Source organism: Pseudomonas sp. GW101-3H06 (assembly GCF_059424605.1).
In genome coordinates, this window is the sequence record NZ_JBWKZO010000001.1 from 3,623,580 (window position 1) to 3,639,386 (window position 15,807).

The 15,807-nt window shown below is 59.5% G+C and carries 15 protein-coding genes; 8 read left to right on the forward strand and 7 right to left on the reverse strand.

The annotated features are described in order from the left end of the window. Window positions 1–53 precede the first annotated feature (53 nt). The 6 genes from AC07ZE_RS16465 to AC07ZE_RS16490 all read left to right on the forward strand — a co-directional run bounded on the left by AC07ZE_RS16465 (window position 54) and on the right by AC07ZE_RS16490 (window position 6,885). A complete protein-coding gene (locus tag AC07ZE_RS16465; protein ID WP_207265729.1) occupies window positions 54–1,019 on the forward strand; it encodes an amino acid ABC transporter permease in 966 nt (321 codons plus the stop codon). A 15-nt stretch (window positions 1,020–1,034) separates the two neighbouring features. Continuing rightward, window positions 1,035–1,805 carry an amino acid ABC transporter ATP-binding protein gene (locus AC07ZE_RS16470; RefSeq protein ID WP_207265730.1) on the forward strand — a complete coding sequence of 257 codons (771 nt, stop codon included), beginning with the start codon at window positions 1,035–1,037 and terminating at the stop codon, window positions 1,803–1,805. 77 nt (window positions 1,806–1,882) lie between these two features. Beyond that, a complete protein-coding gene (locus tag AC07ZE_RS16475) occupies window positions 1,883–2,722 on the forward strand; it encodes a transporter substrate-binding domain-containing protein (RefSeq protein WP_207265731.1) in 840 nt (279 codons plus the stop codon). An 89-nt stretch (window positions 2,723–2,811) separates the two neighbouring features. After that, window positions 2,812–4,119, forward strand: coding sequence for an NAD(P)/FAD-dependent oxidoreductase (locus tag AC07ZE_RS16480; RefSeq protein WP_207265732.1), 1,308 nt, complete (start codon window positions 2,812–2,814; stop codon window positions 4,117–4,119). 27 nt (window positions 4,120–4,146) lie between these two features. Further along, complete coding sequence (locus AC07ZE_RS16485) at window positions 4,147–4,617, forward strand: Lrp/AsnC family transcriptional regulator (protein ID WP_095195310.1); 471 nt, start codon at window positions 4,147–4,149, stop codon at window positions 4,615–4,617. A gap of 147 nt (window positions 4,618–4,764) precedes the next feature. Continuing rightward, window positions 4,765–6,885: a TonB-dependent receptor family protein gene (locus AC07ZE_RS16490; RefSeq protein ID WP_207265733.1), complete on the forward strand. Its 2,121-nt coding sequence runs from the start codon at window positions 4,765–4,767 to the stop codon at window positions 6,883–6,885. Window positions 6,886–6,907: 22 nt separating this feature from the next. Here the strand turns inward: AC07ZE_RS16490 and AC07ZE_RS16495 are convergent, their stop codons facing one another. Further along, window positions 6,908–7,864: a threonine dehydratase gene (locus tag AC07ZE_RS16495; protein WP_207265734.1), complete on the reverse strand. Its 957-nt coding sequence runs from the start codon at window positions 7,862–7,864 to the stop codon at window positions 6,908–6,910. 95 nt (window positions 7,865–7,959) lie between these two features. On the opposite strand from AC07ZE_RS16495, the gene AC07ZE_RS16500 reads away from it, so the two are divergent. Then, window positions 7,960–8,781, forward strand: a complete 822-nt coding sequence (locus tag AC07ZE_RS16500) for a helix-turn-helix transcriptional regulator (RefSeq protein ID WP_207267836.1) — start codon at window positions 7,960–7,962, stop codon at window positions 8,779–8,781. Window positions 8,782–8,894: 113 nt separating this feature from the next. Here the strand turns inward: AC07ZE_RS16500 and AC07ZE_RS16505 are convergent, their stop codons facing one another. From AC07ZE_RS16505 to AC07ZE_RS16515, 3 genes are all read right to left on the reverse strand, one after another. Continuing rightward, window positions 8,895–9,476 carry a hypothetical protein gene (locus AC07ZE_RS16505; protein WP_207265735.1) on the reverse strand — a complete coding sequence of 194 codons (582 nt, stop codon included), beginning with the start codon at window positions 9,474–9,476 and terminating at the stop codon, window positions 8,895–8,897. A gap of 290 nt (window positions 9,477–9,766) precedes the next feature. Continuing rightward, entirely contained in the window at window positions 9,767–10,090 is a 324-nt protein-coding gene (locus tag AC07ZE_RS16510) for a hypothetical protein (protein ID WP_207265736.1), read from the reverse strand. A gap of 101 nt (window positions 10,091–10,191) precedes the next feature. After that, a complete protein-coding gene (locus AC07ZE_RS16515) occupies window positions 10,192–10,857 on the reverse strand; it encodes an RHS repeat-associated core domain-containing protein (RefSeq protein WP_207265737.1) in 666 nt (221 codons plus the stop codon). Window positions 10,858–11,130: 273 nt separating this feature from the next. Here AC07ZE_RS16515 and AC07ZE_RS16520 point away from each other — a divergent pair, with 273 nt between their 5' ends. Further along, window positions 11,131–12,408 carry a peptidase MATCAP family protein gene (locus AC07ZE_RS16520; protein WP_207265738.1) on the forward strand — a complete coding sequence of 426 codons (1,278 nt, stop codon included), beginning with the start codon at window positions 11,131–11,133 and terminating at the stop codon, window positions 12,406–12,408. Between the two features lie 168 nt (window positions 12,409–12,576). Here the strand turns inward: AC07ZE_RS16520 and AC07ZE_RS16525 are convergent, their stop codons facing one another. The 3 genes from AC07ZE_RS16525 to AC07ZE_RS16535 form a co-directional block, all read right to left on the reverse strand. Continuing rightward, the gene (locus AC07ZE_RS16525) at window positions 12,577–13,575 is read right to left on the reverse strand and encodes a 3-hydroxybutyryl-CoA dehydrogenase (RefSeq protein WP_207265739.1); all 999 of its coding nucleotides are present in this window, start codon (window positions 13,573–13,575) and stop codon (window positions 12,577–12,579) included. After that, the gene (locus AC07ZE_RS16530; protein ID WP_207265740.1) at window positions 13,575–14,681 is read right to left on the reverse strand and encodes an NAD/NADP-dependent octopine/nopaline dehydrogenase family protein; all 1,107 of its coding nucleotides are present in this window, start codon (window positions 14,679–14,681) and stop codon (window positions 13,575–13,577) included. Before AC07ZE_RS16530 ends, AC07ZE_RS16525 begins: the two co-directional genes overlap by 1 nt. 95 nt (window positions 14,682–14,776) lie before the next feature. Further along, a complete protein-coding gene (locus AC07ZE_RS16535; protein ID WP_207265741.1) occupies window positions 14,777–15,751 on the reverse strand; it encodes an AraC family transcriptional regulator in 975 nt (324 codons plus the stop codon). Window positions 15,752–15,807: the final 56 nt, after the last annotated feature.

The following is a 15,807-nucleotide window of genomic DNA, read 5'->3' on the forward strand; positions in this document are numbered from 1 at the left end:
ACTCATAATGGACTTACAACAACAAAGGGGCTACACCCCGAGGTACGTAAGCCATGTACAAAGACCATATCGTCAAGGCGCGCATGACTGACAGCGCCGTGTTCATGGGGGCGGTCGCCACTGTCATTTTCGTCATCACGCTTGTCTGCGGTGTGGGTGAAAGCCGTCTTTCCAATCTGATGGGGCCAATCGTTCTTGACTTGAAAGCACCGCTGGCGCGTGACATCGCGGTCGGGGGCACATTCACCATCACCGTTGTACTGAATCTGTTCATCCTTGGCCGGTTTCCCTTGCGGGCGCAGATCATTACGGTCTGGTGCGAATTGCTGGTGCTGTTCCTTTTATTCTTCGACACCTTCAATCTTTCCTACAGTTTCATCGCGACCAAAGTCGGCTTCATGATTACCCAAGGGGTTTTCACCACCGTCTACGTGTCCGCGATTTCCATTGCCATCGCCTTTGTCCTGGCACTGCTGGGAGCGACCGCCCGTTTATCTTCCAACGGTTTCGCCATTGCCATCGCCAGCTTCTACACCTCATTTTTCCGCGGCGTTCCGCTGCTCATCCAGATCTATCTCATTTACCTGGGCATCCCTCAACTCGGCTACGTGGTCGGTGCAGTTCCGGCAGGGATACTGGCACTCTCGCTCTGCTATGGCGCCTACATGACGGAGATCTTCCGAGCGGGGATCAGCAGTATCTCGCGGGGTCAGTGGGAAGCATCCCGGGCGATTGGCCTGAATCCCTTTCAAACGATGACTCGGGTCATTCTCCCGCAGTCCATGCGCCTGATCATTCCGCCGACGGGCAACCAGTTCATCTCGATGCTCAAGGACAGTTCGCTGGTTTCGGTAATCGGGGTCTGGGAGCTGATGTTCCTGGCACGAACCCAAGGACGCGCCGAATTCCGGCACCTGGAAATGCTCATCACCGCAGCCGTGCTGTATTGGCTGTTGTCGATCGTGCTGGAAACCGTTCAGTCGCGTCTGGAAAAGCACTTCAATCGTGCCCACCGCTGAATCAGGAGCATTACGATGAACCCGTCGTCAACTTCAGCAGCCCCTGCTCCGTACCCCGCCATTTCGATTCATGAGATGCACAAATGGTATGGCGAATTTCATGTACTCAAAGGCATCGACTTGCACATTACCAGCGGCGAAATCGTGGTCGTCTGCGGTCCGTCGGGTTCAGGCAAGTCGACGTTGATTCGTTGCCTGAACCTGCTGGAAGACTTCCAGAAAGGCCAAGTGTTCATCGACGGCATCGAGTTGACTCGCAATGCCGCCTGCGTGGCCAGCATCCGCCGTCAGGTCGGCATGGTCTTCCAGCAGTTCAACCTGTTCCCGCACATGACGGTGCTGGAGAACCTCATGCTGGGGCCGCGCCTGGTGAGCAAGCTGAGTGAATCAGAGGCTCGCGCACTGGCCTGTGAATACCTTGATCGCGTGCGGATCGGCAACCAGGCGGATAAATACCCCAGCCAACTCTCCGGCGGCCAACAGCAGCGCGTGGCAATCGCCCGCGCCCTGTGCATGCGTCCACGCATCATGCTGTTCGACGAACCCACCTCGGCGCTTGACCCCGAAATGGTCAAGGAAGTGCTGGACGTGATGGGTGAGTTGGCCCAGGACGGTATCACGATGGTGTGCGTCACCCACGAGATGGGGTTCGCCCGACGGGTTGCCGACCGAATCATCTTCATGGATCAGGGCTGCATCATCGAGCAAGCCAAACCCAATGAGTTTTTCGAGAACCCGCAGCATGAACGCGCTCGGGAATTTCTGTCACAGATTCTCAGCCACTGAGAAGCATCACCGTACCTTCTGAAGTCATCGACAAAAACAACAAAAAAACTGCACACAAGATACCTGGAGGCTTACTCATGATCTCGATCACTCGCTTGTTCACCGCAGCCGCTGTCACCACCGCCGTCACGCTCGGCACAGGCGCCGCCTGGGCGGGCTCGACCCTCGACCGCATCCATGAAACCAAGGTGATCAAAGTGGCCACCGCCGCCAACTGGCCACCGCAATCGTTCCTGGGTCCGGACAACAAGCTGCAAGGTTTTGATATCGATGTGGCCACCGAAATCGGCCGACGCCTGGGTAGCAAGGTCGACTTCGTGACCCCCGAATACGGGATCATCACTGCGGGACGCTGGTCCAATCGCTGGGACCTGTCGGTGGGTTCGATGACACCAACCACCGAGCGCGCCCGAGTCCTCGACTTCCCCGCTATCTACTACTACACGCCCTATGTATTCGCCGTGCACAAAGATGCAGCAGGAGCCAAGGCAGCGGATCTGAACGACAAGATCATCGGCGTCGAAGCAGGCACGACGTCGGAGGACTACATCAATCGTCGGCTCAAGATCGACGCGGCCGATGTACCAGCGTTCACCTACGACGTCACGCCGGGCGAGGTGAAGACGTACGGCGACAGCATGGGTCCTCTGGATGATCTGCGCATGGGCAACGGGGTTCGACTGAACGCCACCTTGTCCGCACTGCCAACCGTCGTCGCGGCCGTCAAGAATGGTTATCCCATCGTCCGGGTGGAGGGCAAACCCGCTTACTACGAACCGCTGGCCATCGCCGTGGATAAGGGCGACGAAGCGTTCAATAGCGCCCTGACCAAAACCGTTGCAGAGATGAAAGCCGACGGCACGCTCAAGCAACTGTCCGAGAAGTGGTACGGCGCTGATCTGACCGCCATTCAATAATCCCGGCGCACTACATCCATTGCATGGCAGGCGCCCGTTCCCGACGCGGCGCGCTGCCTGTCTGCGCGCGAAAAAGGACCACGGACTTCATGTACACCTATAACAACAATTACTACACCGCCACGATGCACGACACGACTGAGCGCGCGCCGTTGTCAGGCAACGTCCAGGCCGATGTCTGCATCATCGGCGCAGGCCTGGCGGGACTGAGCACAGCCTGGGAACTGTTATCGCGAGGACGGTCCGTGGTGCTGCTCGACGCCGGGCGTGTTGCCTGGGGAGCGTCCGGCCGTAACGGCGGCTTTGTCCTCCAGGGCTGGTCCGAAGGCTTGTCTTCCATCGAGCGACGCTGCGGAAAACCGACAGCCGCCGCGCTGTTCAAACTGTCGCTCGAAGGCGTCGACACCGTTCGCGACATGATCGCCCGTCATCAGTTGCCGGGTTGCGCGCCAACGCCTGGAAAATTGAGCGTGGTCCGCTACGAGGATGGCGATAACCTCAAGCGCCTGCGCGACAGGATGGCGACGGACTTCGACTTCCACCTCGACTACCTGGATCGCAGCGCCGTGCGCGAAAAGCTCAAGACCGACAGGTACTTCCAGGCGCTGCGCGATAATCACGGATTTCACTTCCACCCGCTGAACTATTGCCTGGGCCTGGCCCGGCTCATCGAGTGCATCGGCGGCAAGATCCATGAACAGTCACCCATGGTCCGGGTTGAGAGCCGCGATGGACGACATCGCGTCATCACCGACCGGGGCACTGTCGATTGCGCGAACGTGGTGTATTGCTGCGGCGGTTATGGCGGCCCTGAGTTCGGGAAATTACGGCGCGCCTTCCTGCCAATCGCAACCTATGCGGTACTGACCGAACATTTGGGCGAGCGTCTGGCCAATGCGGTAGGCACCACCGATGCCGTGGGCGACAATCGCCGAGCCTCGGACTATTACCGAATCGTCGACGGTGACCGCCTGCTCTGGGGCGGCCGTATCACCACCCGCAACCTGCAGGATGAAAAACGCCTGGGGCAACTGCTGACCGAAGACATTCTCGACGTATACCCGCAGTTGCGGGGCATCAAGATCGATAAAGCCTGGTCCGGCTTGATGGGCTATGCGCGGCACAAAATGCCTCACATCGGTCCGCTCGGAAAGGGGCTATGGGCGTGTACATCATTTGGTGGCCATGGTATGAACACCGCCCCCATTGGCGCACGCGTCATTGCAGAAGCCATTTGCGGCGAGACTGATCGCTACCGTCTGTTCGATGCCTACGGTCTGGAATGGAATGGCGGCCCTCTCGGCCCGGCTGCGGCGCAAACCGTATACGCCGGCCTGAAGATGATGGATATGTTTCAAGAAACGCGTTCACAACGCAGGGCGACTCAAAAAAACTGAAATCCCAGCGAGGTCAAGGAAGTGTTCATGCAAGCGCAGAATCCCGGTCCGTTGTTTAACCTGACTGACAAGGACAGGCAATTGCTTGGCCTGCTGCAGGACAACGCACGCGAACCCACAGCTTCATTGGCACGCAAGCTCGAAGTCTCACGGTCTTCGGTGCAGGAGCGGATCGCCCGACTGGAAAAGGCTGGCGTCATCACCGGGTATAGCGTGCGTATCGACCAGAACAGGCTCCAGCAGACCATCAATTGTTTCACCATGACCTCCTGCACTAACAAGAGTTATACCGATGTCATGACCTCTCTTCGCAAGATGGATGCTGTGCAGGCTGTGTATGCCGTCTCGGGTGAATCGGATTTCATCATTCATCTCGCCACGCCGACCCTGAGCGAACTCAACGCCGAACTCACCAGGATCAACATGATCAAGGGGGTGGCGCACACCGCGTCCCACATTGTGATGGAAACCAAATTCAGTCGGAAACTGACGGTGTAAGCCCTGCCCCTGACACCGTAAAACCCCATCACTGGCCAGGTGATACCCGCTTACCTGGCCAAAAAACAAAATCCCCATGTGTTTCCTTCGTTCCTCCTTACGTCGCAGTTCTTCACTGCCCGTTCCTGTACGTCTGGAGTTCTCTCAATGCCCTCGCCCAATTCCCTGCCCGCTGCCTTGCTGGGCCTGGCCCTTGTCTGTCCGGCCATGGCCCAGGGCCTGGAGCTTGGACAAGTACTGATCGGGGCTGAAGACGGCAGTGGCGAAGACGCGTCGGTCGAGGATGCCGAGGCCCGTCTGGCCCAGGTGCCCGGCGGCACCAATGTGGTGGACATGCGCCGTACCCTACAGGGTCGGGTGGCCAGTAACCAGGATGTGCTGGCTTATCAGCCCGGGGTGTATGCCCAGTCTGCGGGCAACGAAGGGGTGAAGATCTCGATCCGTGGATCGGGGATCAACCGTGCCCCGGGCGCCCACGCTTCGGGGCTATATACGATGCTTGATGGCCTGCCACTCACCGGCCCTGGCGGCACACCCTACGAATTGCTGGAGCCGCTGTGGCTCGACCATGTGGAAGTGCTGCGCGGCGCCAACGGTTTCGACCGTGGCGCCCTGGCCCTGGGCGGGGCCATCGATTACGTCAGTCACACCGGCTACGACGCACCCAAGTTGCAAGTGCGCTACGCGATGGGCAGCCATGGTTATCAGCAGCGCCAGGTCAGTTCCGGGCAGGTGCTGGGTGACTTCGACTACTACGTGGCCATGACCGATGCGCGTTCCGATGGCTACCAGGACCACACGGCCAGTGAGAGTCAGGGCGTCATCGCCAATTTCGGTTATCGCTTCAACCCGAACCTGCAAACACGCTTTTACCTGCGCCACCGCCAGACCGACAACGACCTCGCAGGCCGGGTGACCAAGCACGCCATCGAACACGACCCACGGGCGGCCAACCCCGCCTATGTGGCGCGCGATGACAGCCGTGACCAGCCGGGCAGTACCTTTATCGGCAACAAGACAACGTTCTATCTCGATGACGATTCGAGCATCCAGACCGGCCTTGTCTACCACGACTATCCGATGGACTTGCGCGAGGGTCCCAACCGGCTGAAAGTGGCGTACACCGATGTCAGCGGCACCTTCGACTACAAGCGCCGCGACACCCTCTGGGGCCTGGAAAGCCAAAGCACCCTGGGTTTGCGCGTGACCAAGCACCTGCCCAATGCCGGCGCCAGCGAACGGGTGCGAATCCCCGGCGGCAACACTGCCAGCTACGCGCCGGGCACGCCCATGCGCAATTTCACCTACCAGGGTTCAGACACGGTCCTGCATGCTGGCAATGACCTGGAGATCGCCGAGGACCTGTGGCTGACCACCGGCCTCGCCGCCATTTACACACGCCGTGAAAGCGCTGTGACTTACCCCGAGGGCGGTGGCAAGACCAGCCTCAACGACTGGGACTACGCGCCACGCCTGGGCCTGCGATATCAGGTGACACCCGACTTGCAACTGTTCGGCAATCTCAGCCGTTCGGTCGAAGGGCCGCACCCGTGGTCACTGATCTACAGCGCCAATCAGCGTTTCCCGGCCGGCAGCGGCCCTGCTACCGGTACGCAGCGTGATCCGATCGAACTGCAAAACCAGACTGCAACCACACTGGAACTGGGTGGACGCGGTGACAGCGTGGTGGGCCAGTGGAGCCTTTCCTGGTACTACGCCCAAGTGCGCCACGAACTGCTGTCGGTACTGCCGGATGCCAACGCCACCACCCCCTATGAACTCAACGCCAGCCCCACCGTGCACCAGGGCGTGGAAGCCAGCCTGCAGAGCAGCCTGTGGTCGCGGGACGGTGGCGGCCAATTGAGCCTGCGCCAGAGCTATACCTTCAGTGATTTCCACTACCGCGACGACGACCGCTTCGGCGACAACCGCCTGCCGGGCCTGCCGATGCACTACTACCAGGGCGAACTGCGCTACGACTGGCCCCTGGGCTTTTTCGCCGCGCTCAACACGCAGTTAGTGTCCAAGGTGGCAGTGGATTACGCCAACAGCTATTACGCCGACCCCTACGCGCTGTTCGGTGCAACCCTGGGCTACAACGCGCCCAAGGGCGACTGGCAGACCTGGCTGGACATGCGCAACCTGACGAACAAGCACTACGCCGCCACCGTCACGCCCGGCTACGACGACAAAGGGCTGGATGCGGCACGCTCCACGCCGGGCGAGGGTCTCGGGGTGTACGTCGGAGTGTCGTGGAGCCTGCTCTGAGGGCTCGTACAGCCTCTGACACTCACGCAATCACTGTCGCATACACCGATCGGTCGATATTCCCGCCGGACAGGATCACACCCACCGTTCGACCGGCCATGCTTTCACGCTCCTGAATCAGCGCTGCCAGGGCCGCCGCGCCGGCGCCTTCAGCGAGGTTGTGGGTATCGGTGTAATAGACGCGCATGGCCTCGGCAATTTGCTCTTCGCTGACCGATACGATCCGCGCCGCAGCCGCCCCGTAGATGGCAAACGCTTCGGGAATCGGCTTGCGCACGGCCAGGCCATCGGCAAAAGTATTCGCCGAAGCGGTTTCGCATAGGGCTCCAGCCTCAAAGGACAGCTTTGCGGCCTCAGCCTCCGTGGAAACCACCCCTACGACCTCGGTATTCAGACCCAAAGCATCGCGGGCGGCGATCACCGCGCAAATCCCCGACCCACAACCAATGGGCACGTAGACGGTGTGCAGATCCGGCGCCGCCTCGAACAGCTCGAGCGCATAGGTGGCCACACCCTTGACCAGCTCGGTGTGGAACGGCGGCACCAGATAAAGCCCATGTACTTGCGCCAGCCGCGCGGCCTCTTCACGGGCCTCATCGAAATCGCGGCCAAACTCCACCACTTCGCCGCCAAAGCCACGCATGGCATTGTTCTTTTCCACCGAATTACCTTGCGGCACCACAATCAACGCCCGCAACCCCAGCGCGCTGGCGGCCAGCGCCAGGCTCTGGCCATGATTGCCTCGGGTGGCGGTCACAATGCCCTTCGCCTCTGGTTGCGCGCGTTTGAGCCAGTGCATGAAGGTAATGCCGCCGCGCACCTTGAAGGCGCCGGTAGGCGTGTGATTCTCATGCTTGACCCACACCGTGCAACCCAGCCGTTCGGCCAGCAAGGGCCAAGGGTATTGGGCGGTGGCAGGCATCACTTGGTAAACGTGGCGGGCAGCTTGTTCGATATCGTCGCGGGTCAGTGTGTGCATGGGGCATCCCCTGAGGTTTTGCCCAGTCTAGACAGGAGCGCATCACCCCGGCTTTCAAAAAACTGACCTGACTTTTGCGTGCCCTCTTCACTACTATGGTGTGCATGAACCATCGAAGCCGCCTGCTGCCCCCGCTGCCCTCTGAACCGGTCCGTCGCATCGAGGCAGGCCCCTGGGCGATCGAATTGCTGCCCGGCGCCGCCTACGCAACCCGCTATGTCGCGACCCAGGCGGCGATCGGTTTTGCCTTCGACAGCCAGCGAGGCCTGCACGCCATCGGCAGCGATCGAGTGCAGCCTTTCGATGCCCTGCCCAACGGCCTGGCATTCGTTCCCGCCGGCTGCGACGTGTTATCCGAATCAGCCAAGGGCGGTGAATACCTGCGAGTCATGCGCACCGACGGTGCTCCGTTGACAGGGGATCGCGCCTTCAACAATCGCATTGATCCGCAGGCCGTTACCCTCGCGTTACGCATGCGCGCCGCGCTGTTGCGGGCCTCGGTGGAGGACGATTGGGAGGCCTGGGCACTGGCATTGGCTGAACGGGCGACGGGCAAAGAAACCTGGTCGGCGACGCCCCAAGGCTCGATCACCGGCAGCCGGATGCGCCTGCTCGATGAGTTCATCGACGCTGGCCTCGACGGCCCGCTGGGTATACCGGCAATGGCAGGGTTACTGGGATTGTCCGAAGGCTACTTCATGCGCGCATTCAAACACGCAACGGGCAAAAGCCCGCACAGCTACCTGATTGACCGCCGCGTCGCCAAGGCTCGAGCCCTGATGCGCGACTCGACAGCCACCCTGGCGCAAATCGCCCACGCCTGCGGCTTCAACTCCCAGGCGCACATGGCAACCACCTTCAGGCAACGGCTGGGCGTCAGTCCGGTGCAACTGCGTGGCGGCTCGAAATTCGGGTAGAGCCCACGCGGTCCGCCTGGACGTCCGCGTTAACCCGACTTTTTTCGCGAGCAGGCTCGCTCCTACAAGGCCTCTTTATCCGTCTTACTGACGAACCTCTTTTGGCCATCCAGTTACGTAAGGTCAAATCGCTCCAACGCATAATCCTTGCCTGCCAAGGTAAGTTCAAAAATGGTGGCACCGAACGTACCCCTTGTGACTTTTTGCCTCACGAGTCGTTTGGCTTGCAGTTGCTTCAGACCGGCTTCAACTTCCAATGTACTGAGGGAGACAAGCTTGCAAATCGAGTTCAAATTCGCAATTTTCCTGAAGTTCGCATGATAGGCCAAAGCTTCCATCAGTAGCGTCTGGTCATCGGTCAACTGAGGAAACTGAGGGTTGTTCTTTTTATAAACTTTGCGCTCTATTTCGTGCAATTCGCTGTAGGTTCCATCGGTGATGCGGGCGTAGCAAATCGCCGCAGATAGCGTGCTGATTAAAATCGCGATAATCATCAGCAGCGACCAGTTCGGCATTGGCGTTTCCAGCAAAAGCCAATCCCGAAAACGTAGCAGCCTGCTCGTGGTATCCGCCAACAACGTCAGGTCAAGGTGAGTGTCCAGCAGCGTCATGGCAGCCCCGGCGACAAGGAAAATGCCGGCCGAACAGGTCATGGCCTTTAAGATGAACCTGGAATGCTCGCCCTGTGCTGCCATGCTACTTGTCTCTAGTGTAGAAACAGATCTCATCAGCATAGCAGTGGAAAAGTGGTCCTCTGGCAGCTGATCTGCAAGGTCAGCCTTTTGGCCAAAGCAGACCTCACCGAACGTCCGCTTCCGGATCATTCTCCGTCGATCACACCCAGCAAACGACCCACTTAACGCAAAACTGCGCTCTCTTAACTAAACAATGCGCAGTGGGATCCATATAAAAAATCTCTCAACGATTGAACGCATAACACTCAGCTTTCTTATTTCAAATCGCCTAGCGCCTCCTTTGCCACAAATCAAAGAAAGTACTGATTTACAAGTGCCTCTCGGCGCTCTAAAAGCTCCATTTCCTTAGGGCTTCGTATGGTAAATATTTTTTCGTAAATATCTTCGGCCAATTGAAGGGCTTTTTTAGAGATTGAGGTACGGCTGGGCCTTATATACTTTTCCGCCACTATAAAATCATGCAGCGAACTAATTACATCACTTCCTTTTTGAGTGCGCGCAAGCTTGTCAAGTATAAATTTCTGGGCGGACCGCCTATGACTAATGGCTTTTTTTAGGCGAGACGGGTATCCCTCTTTTGGGTACGGTGTTTTATTCAGAGTAATATTATCCATTGCATGCGCCTGCAGATTATGCGGCTCCCTGAACTCACGATTAAAGGAGTTAAGGGCATAATCTTCTTGAGATTTTTTATTATATCGTGCAATTTTGTCATCTATTTTAAATATTTATCCCGTGCGCGCATGGCGCTCCCTGTGGATATTCCTGGGCGTATACGACGATCTAAACCTCCAGCTTTTATATTCGTCATCCTCGTCTTGAATGCATGAGCAAAAGCTTGAACTGTAACGCGCCCACTCGGATCGCTTTTGTTTATTGGATCCCCCAAGCAATATCCATACGCATTAATGCCTCCTTTGCCAAGCGGACTTAAATCATCCGGACTGATAAATCGCATAAGCAGAGGGTTAAACGTCCGATGGCCATTTCCCAACAAATAACACCCTGTTACTGGGTCTGGCCGTTCACCGTTGAAGGTGAGCAAGCTGAGTAATCCGCTTGAATACGAATGATGGCCATAAGGCGAATAGGCCATGGATTGTCTCGGTTGATTGGGCTTGAGCGTATCCAACACCGAGCGTTGTTGGTCGGTTATCAATAGCGTGGTGCTGCGTGTATTCCCATCGTCCTGCTGTTGCGCCAGCAATAGGTTGTCATCCTGAATGAAGGAGTATCGCACCGCACCCTGTATCTCGGTGGCCAAGCGGCTTTTGCAGTAGAAACGTTGGTGCTCGGGCTCGTTCGGTGAAGCATTGGCAGTCAGCCGGTCGAGTGCGTCGTAGCGATATCGGCGGAGCAGGATTTCGCGCGGTGATGGCATGAGTGAGTATTCCACAGGAACGGAATGCTGGTGCTCAGTATCGGTGGTAGTGCAGGGGGAGGCTACTAGCAGAACTGATAGGTTCGGTCGCTGTCCCCCCTGAATGTCTGAATACCTGTGGCGAGGAGCTTGCTCCCGCGCGGCTGCGCAGCAGTCGTAAGCTCGGTACGGGAAATGGGCGTCCCCATTTTTCCTCAATAGCCTGACGCCCCCTCCCCCCACTGCCAACGTCTAAGCTTCCACAATCACCCCTTGTCCACCAAGGCCCCTCCGATGCCCCCCTCCCTCTCCGACCTCGACGCCACCCTACCCACTCTGACCCGCAAGATTCGCGTACTGGACGCCTTGAGCTGGCCCGAGGGCATCGAAGAAGCCTTCCTGAAAAACTGGCGCGCCGGGCGTGCACAGCTGCCCAAAGTCGAACTCCAGCCCCGCGATCACACCGCCGATATTGCCGCCCTGGAAGACTTCATCACCCATTGCGACCCAGGCCATCCGGCCGGCAATTTTCTCGCCATGACCGCTCGCAGCTATGCCACCGCCGGACGCATGCTCGGTGCTATTGGTACGCCGGCTTTTACTCATTATTCGTCAGCGTTGTACCGCCGACCGGACTTCTACTACACGAATCAGAAGCTGAGCATGCTGGATGCGGCGCGTTTCTTTTTGAAGACCACCGACGCCTTGCTGGGCGGTGCGCGGATTCCGCCGACCCGGGCGGATATTCCGGCGCAGGCCTTCGCCGCGTGGATGCAACCGGAGCTGGACCGGTTCTTCGGTGAGGGGCAGATCGAGGTGGTACTTGATGCGACCCTCGCCGCCAAGGCCATCGCCGGGGCGAGCCGTATTCGTTTGCGGGCCAGTGCGCTGTTTTCGGAACTGGACAAGCATCAGTTGTTGCAGCACGAGGCTTTCGTGCATGTGGCCACGGCGCAAAACGGTGCGCTGCAACCCAACCTCAAAAGCCTGGGCCTGGGGGCGCCGCGCACTACCCAGACGCAGGAGGGTATTGCCACCCTGGCCGAGCTGTTTACGGGGAGCATGGACATCAACCGCCTGCGGCGCCTGGCGCTGCGGGTGCTGGCGGTGCAGCAGGCGCTGGATGGTGCCGACTTCATCCAGGTGTTTGAAGGCTTTTTGGCGGGTGGGCAGTCGCAGGAGGAGTCGTTCCGCTCGACGCAACGGATTTTCCGTGGCGCCGACCTGCGTGGGGGGTCGGCGTTTACCAAGGATGCTGCTTACCTGACGGGGATGCTTGGCGTCCACACCCTGTTGCGCATTGCGATTCGTGATAACCGGCCCGATTTGGTGGGGCATTTGTTTGCCGGTCGACTTAGCCTGGGGGATACGGTGCGCCTTGCGCCGCTGTTTGAGTGCGGCTGGCTTAAGGGGCCCACCTATGTTCCCCCTTGGGCTTCTGACTTGCGTCTGCTTGCCGCCAACCTGGCCTTCTCCGCCTTTATCGCCCGCATCAATCTGGATGTGCTGGATCTGGACGTGTTCATGGCCTTTGCGGATGAGCATGAAAGCGATGCCAGTGCGCTGGGGTGATGTGGGCTGTCTGGGTGATCGTGCTGGCTGGACGTTTTTCGCGAGCAGGCACGCCCCCACAGGGACCTGTGCGAAACCTGTGGGCTGTCCGGGTGACTGCGTTGTCTGGACGTCTTTCGCGAGCAGGCTCGCCCCCACAGGTTTTGCGCAGGTCCTGCAGCTACCCGTTCACGCCTGCCTCAAGGCGCCATCGAATGCCGGCGTCAATCCCGACAGCTCCAGTTTGCGGACAAAGTCGCCAAGACGCTGCTGCTTGTAGGCTTCCACGTCCAGGTCGCGGTAGTCGTAGAAGCCCTGGCCATCGCGCAATCCGTTGCGGCCGTTTTTCATGTTGTCGGCGATCACCTGTGGCGATTCGAAGCGCGGTGACAGTGCGCCACTGAGGTAGCGCGAGGCGTAGTACAAAATGTCGCCGCCGCCCCAATCGATGAACTCAAGCAGGCCCAGCACCGAGAAGCGCAACCCGAAGCCGACACGCACCGCAGTATCGATATCTGCTGCGCTGGCCACGCCCTCTTCCACCATCCGCGCGGCTTCGTTCATGACCAATGCCTGGATGCGCGGCACGATGTAGCCCGCCACCGGGTTGCACACCACCGGCACCTTGCCGATCCGTTTGAGCAGTTGCAGCAGTCGTTCGACCACCTGCGGGCAGGAGTCTTGGCTGCGGCTGATTTCCACCAGCGGCATCAGGTACGCGGGATTGAGCCAGTGCGCATTGACGAAGCGCGCAGGCGTGCTGACCATTTCGCTCAACTCGGTGACCAGGAACGTCGAGGTGGTCGACGCGATGATGGTCGATGCCGGGACATGCTCGCTGACCCAGGCAAAGGTCTCTTGCTTGACCGCGATGATCTCCGGCACCGCTTCGAACACCAGGTCACACAGGCGCAATGCCTCTGCGGCCTGGGATCTGCTTTGCAGCGTCAAACGCGCTATCGCGATGTCCGCCTGTTCCGGCTCAAGCACGCCAAGGGCTGCCAGCGTCTGAAGTTCGCTGCGGATGTTGTTTCGCACACGCTCGAAATAGCCGTGCCGCTCTTCCTCGGGGCGATCCTTGATGTCGATGAGGGTGACCGGCAGGCCCGCATGGATGAACGCCAAGGCTATGCCCTCGCCCATCCGGCCGGCACCGACCACGCTGACTTTGGGCAGCGCGGCGTTCATCAGTTGAAACCTCTGGTGAGAAGCTTGGTCATTTGCACCCGGTCGAGCTCGGCCAGACCCAGGTTCTCCAGCGTGCGGCCTTCGGCGTAGAGATCACGACCGGCGACAACCGCGGCGATGCTCAGCAAGCCCTGCGCCACTGGGGTCGGCACACCGGCCCAGCGACCGACGGACACCAGGAATGACAGGCCCAGACGGGTGTCTTCGAGCATGTAGCGATGTTTCTGCAGGTCGATGTCTTCGCGCCAGTCACCGCTGTCGGTCAGCTTGCCATGGGCACCGCGACCGTACATCCACTCATCGCCTTCGGTGGTGTTGTAGTGGTCGGCCAGGGGAAAGTGCGGCGCACCGTAAGTCAGCGCTTCGCGCACAGCCATGCGTTCGGCATCGAGCTGGTTGGTCACACGACGAATCGACGGTTGGGTGCCTTCGTTGTGAATGTCCCAGGTCTCGAAATGCTCCAGGGGACCTGCGTTCATCATGATCAGCGGCGGGTGAATGATGGGGCCTGCGTTCATCAACGCACCGCTGAGGGCGTCTTCGACGGGCTCGACGCTCGGGTAGGCTTCACGCAGTACCGCGAAAGCGTGTTCGGACAGGTTGCTGGGGAACACACCGGTCGGCAGGCGGGTGGCGTAACCGCTGATCACCAGGTCGCTGGCGCCGTGTTTGCGGACCAGGTAGGGCAGCGTCCCGGTTTCAGCGAAGGCAACCTTGCTCTGGTTGCCCGCATCGGCCATGGCCTTGGCGAATACGAAACTGCCGAAGGTGCCCGGTGGCAGGAACACCACCTGACCGTCGCGAAGGTGCGGCGCTACGTGTCTGGCCAGGTCTTCGTGGGAGGTCGATGGCAGCGGGATGATGACCAGTTGCGCGTCGCCCAGGGCTTCGGCCAGATCGTCGGTAAACGACAGGTTGTCGCCCTCCTGCCCCACGGACAACGTGCGGGTGCCCTGATAGTCCTTGATGGTCAGGCTGCCGATGGCCAGCAGCGCTTTGAGCGCGGCGCTGTCTCGACGCCACAGTCGGGTCGGGTGCCCTTTTTCAGCCATTTCGACAGCAGCGGCGTAACAGCCGTGTCCACCACCCAGCACGGTAATTTTCATGGAGATGCTCCTCTTGTAAGAGACTCGATGCTATCGAGCCGCACCGCCACAGACGCCTCCGATTGCGCAGCCAACTGACGGATTGCGCAGCCGTCTCAATGCTTGCGTCGGCGCAGGGTGTCCGACGGCAAACAACCATAGCGTTGCCGATAGGCGCTGGAGAAATGCCCGAAACTGTTGATGCCGTGACGCAACAGGATATCGGTAACGGTTTCACCGGCCCTGCCGTGCTTGAGCGACTCGTGGATCACCGCCAGACGACGGTCGCGGATGTATTCGACCGGCGCCTGCTGGAGGAACTGGTTGAAGCCATTCTGCAAGGTGCGCACCGAGACACCACACAGTCCGCTCAAGGTCGTCAGGCTGATGGGCTCGTCAAGGTGCTCCTCAATGTAGTCACGGGCCTTTTTCACGTGGTGTGGCAGCGGTGCGCGCGTATCGATCAAAAGATCCGCCGAATAGTTGTGCGGCAATTGAGTGAGCAGCAGTTGCATCAGGTATTCGGACAGGCCGCCGGCCAGGCGCGAACCGTCCACCCCGCTGCCGTAAAGCCGACAGATGTAGTCCAGGGTGTGATAGAGGCTGACGACGCCGGCGCCCAGGTGGTCGACGCTCACATCAAAGATCACCGACTGCCGCAGACTGCGGCCGAGCAGGTGTTGCAGTTGAGTTTCCAGAGCATCACGGTCGACGCGCAGGATCAGGTTGCGGCACTGCCCATCGGTGACGATGCGGCTTTGCGCGAACGGCGAGGAAACGCTCAGGTAGCCCGACTGCATTGCCGCGCTACGCCGCCCGTGGGCCACCTCGCACTGCCCCTGCAAGGTAATGCGAAACAGGTACTGATCGGCAATGTCGTCGATGGTGATCTCCACCGGCGCGCCATAGCGCAGGTCGAGCAGCGCCGAATCACCGAAGAATACGCCGTTGAGCCGGGTATGGATCGGCTCGTCACGCAGCACATTGAAACGGTGCGGGCACAGGTAGTGGCTGACCTTGTCCTTGATCTCGCGGTAATCGGCCGAGCTGAGCAGGCTGTGCCGTTCGAGCAGGTGTACGTCATTCAACATCAGGGGTTCTCCTGATCCGGAGCACACAGGCCCCGCTCCCTTCAAAAGGAGCGAGG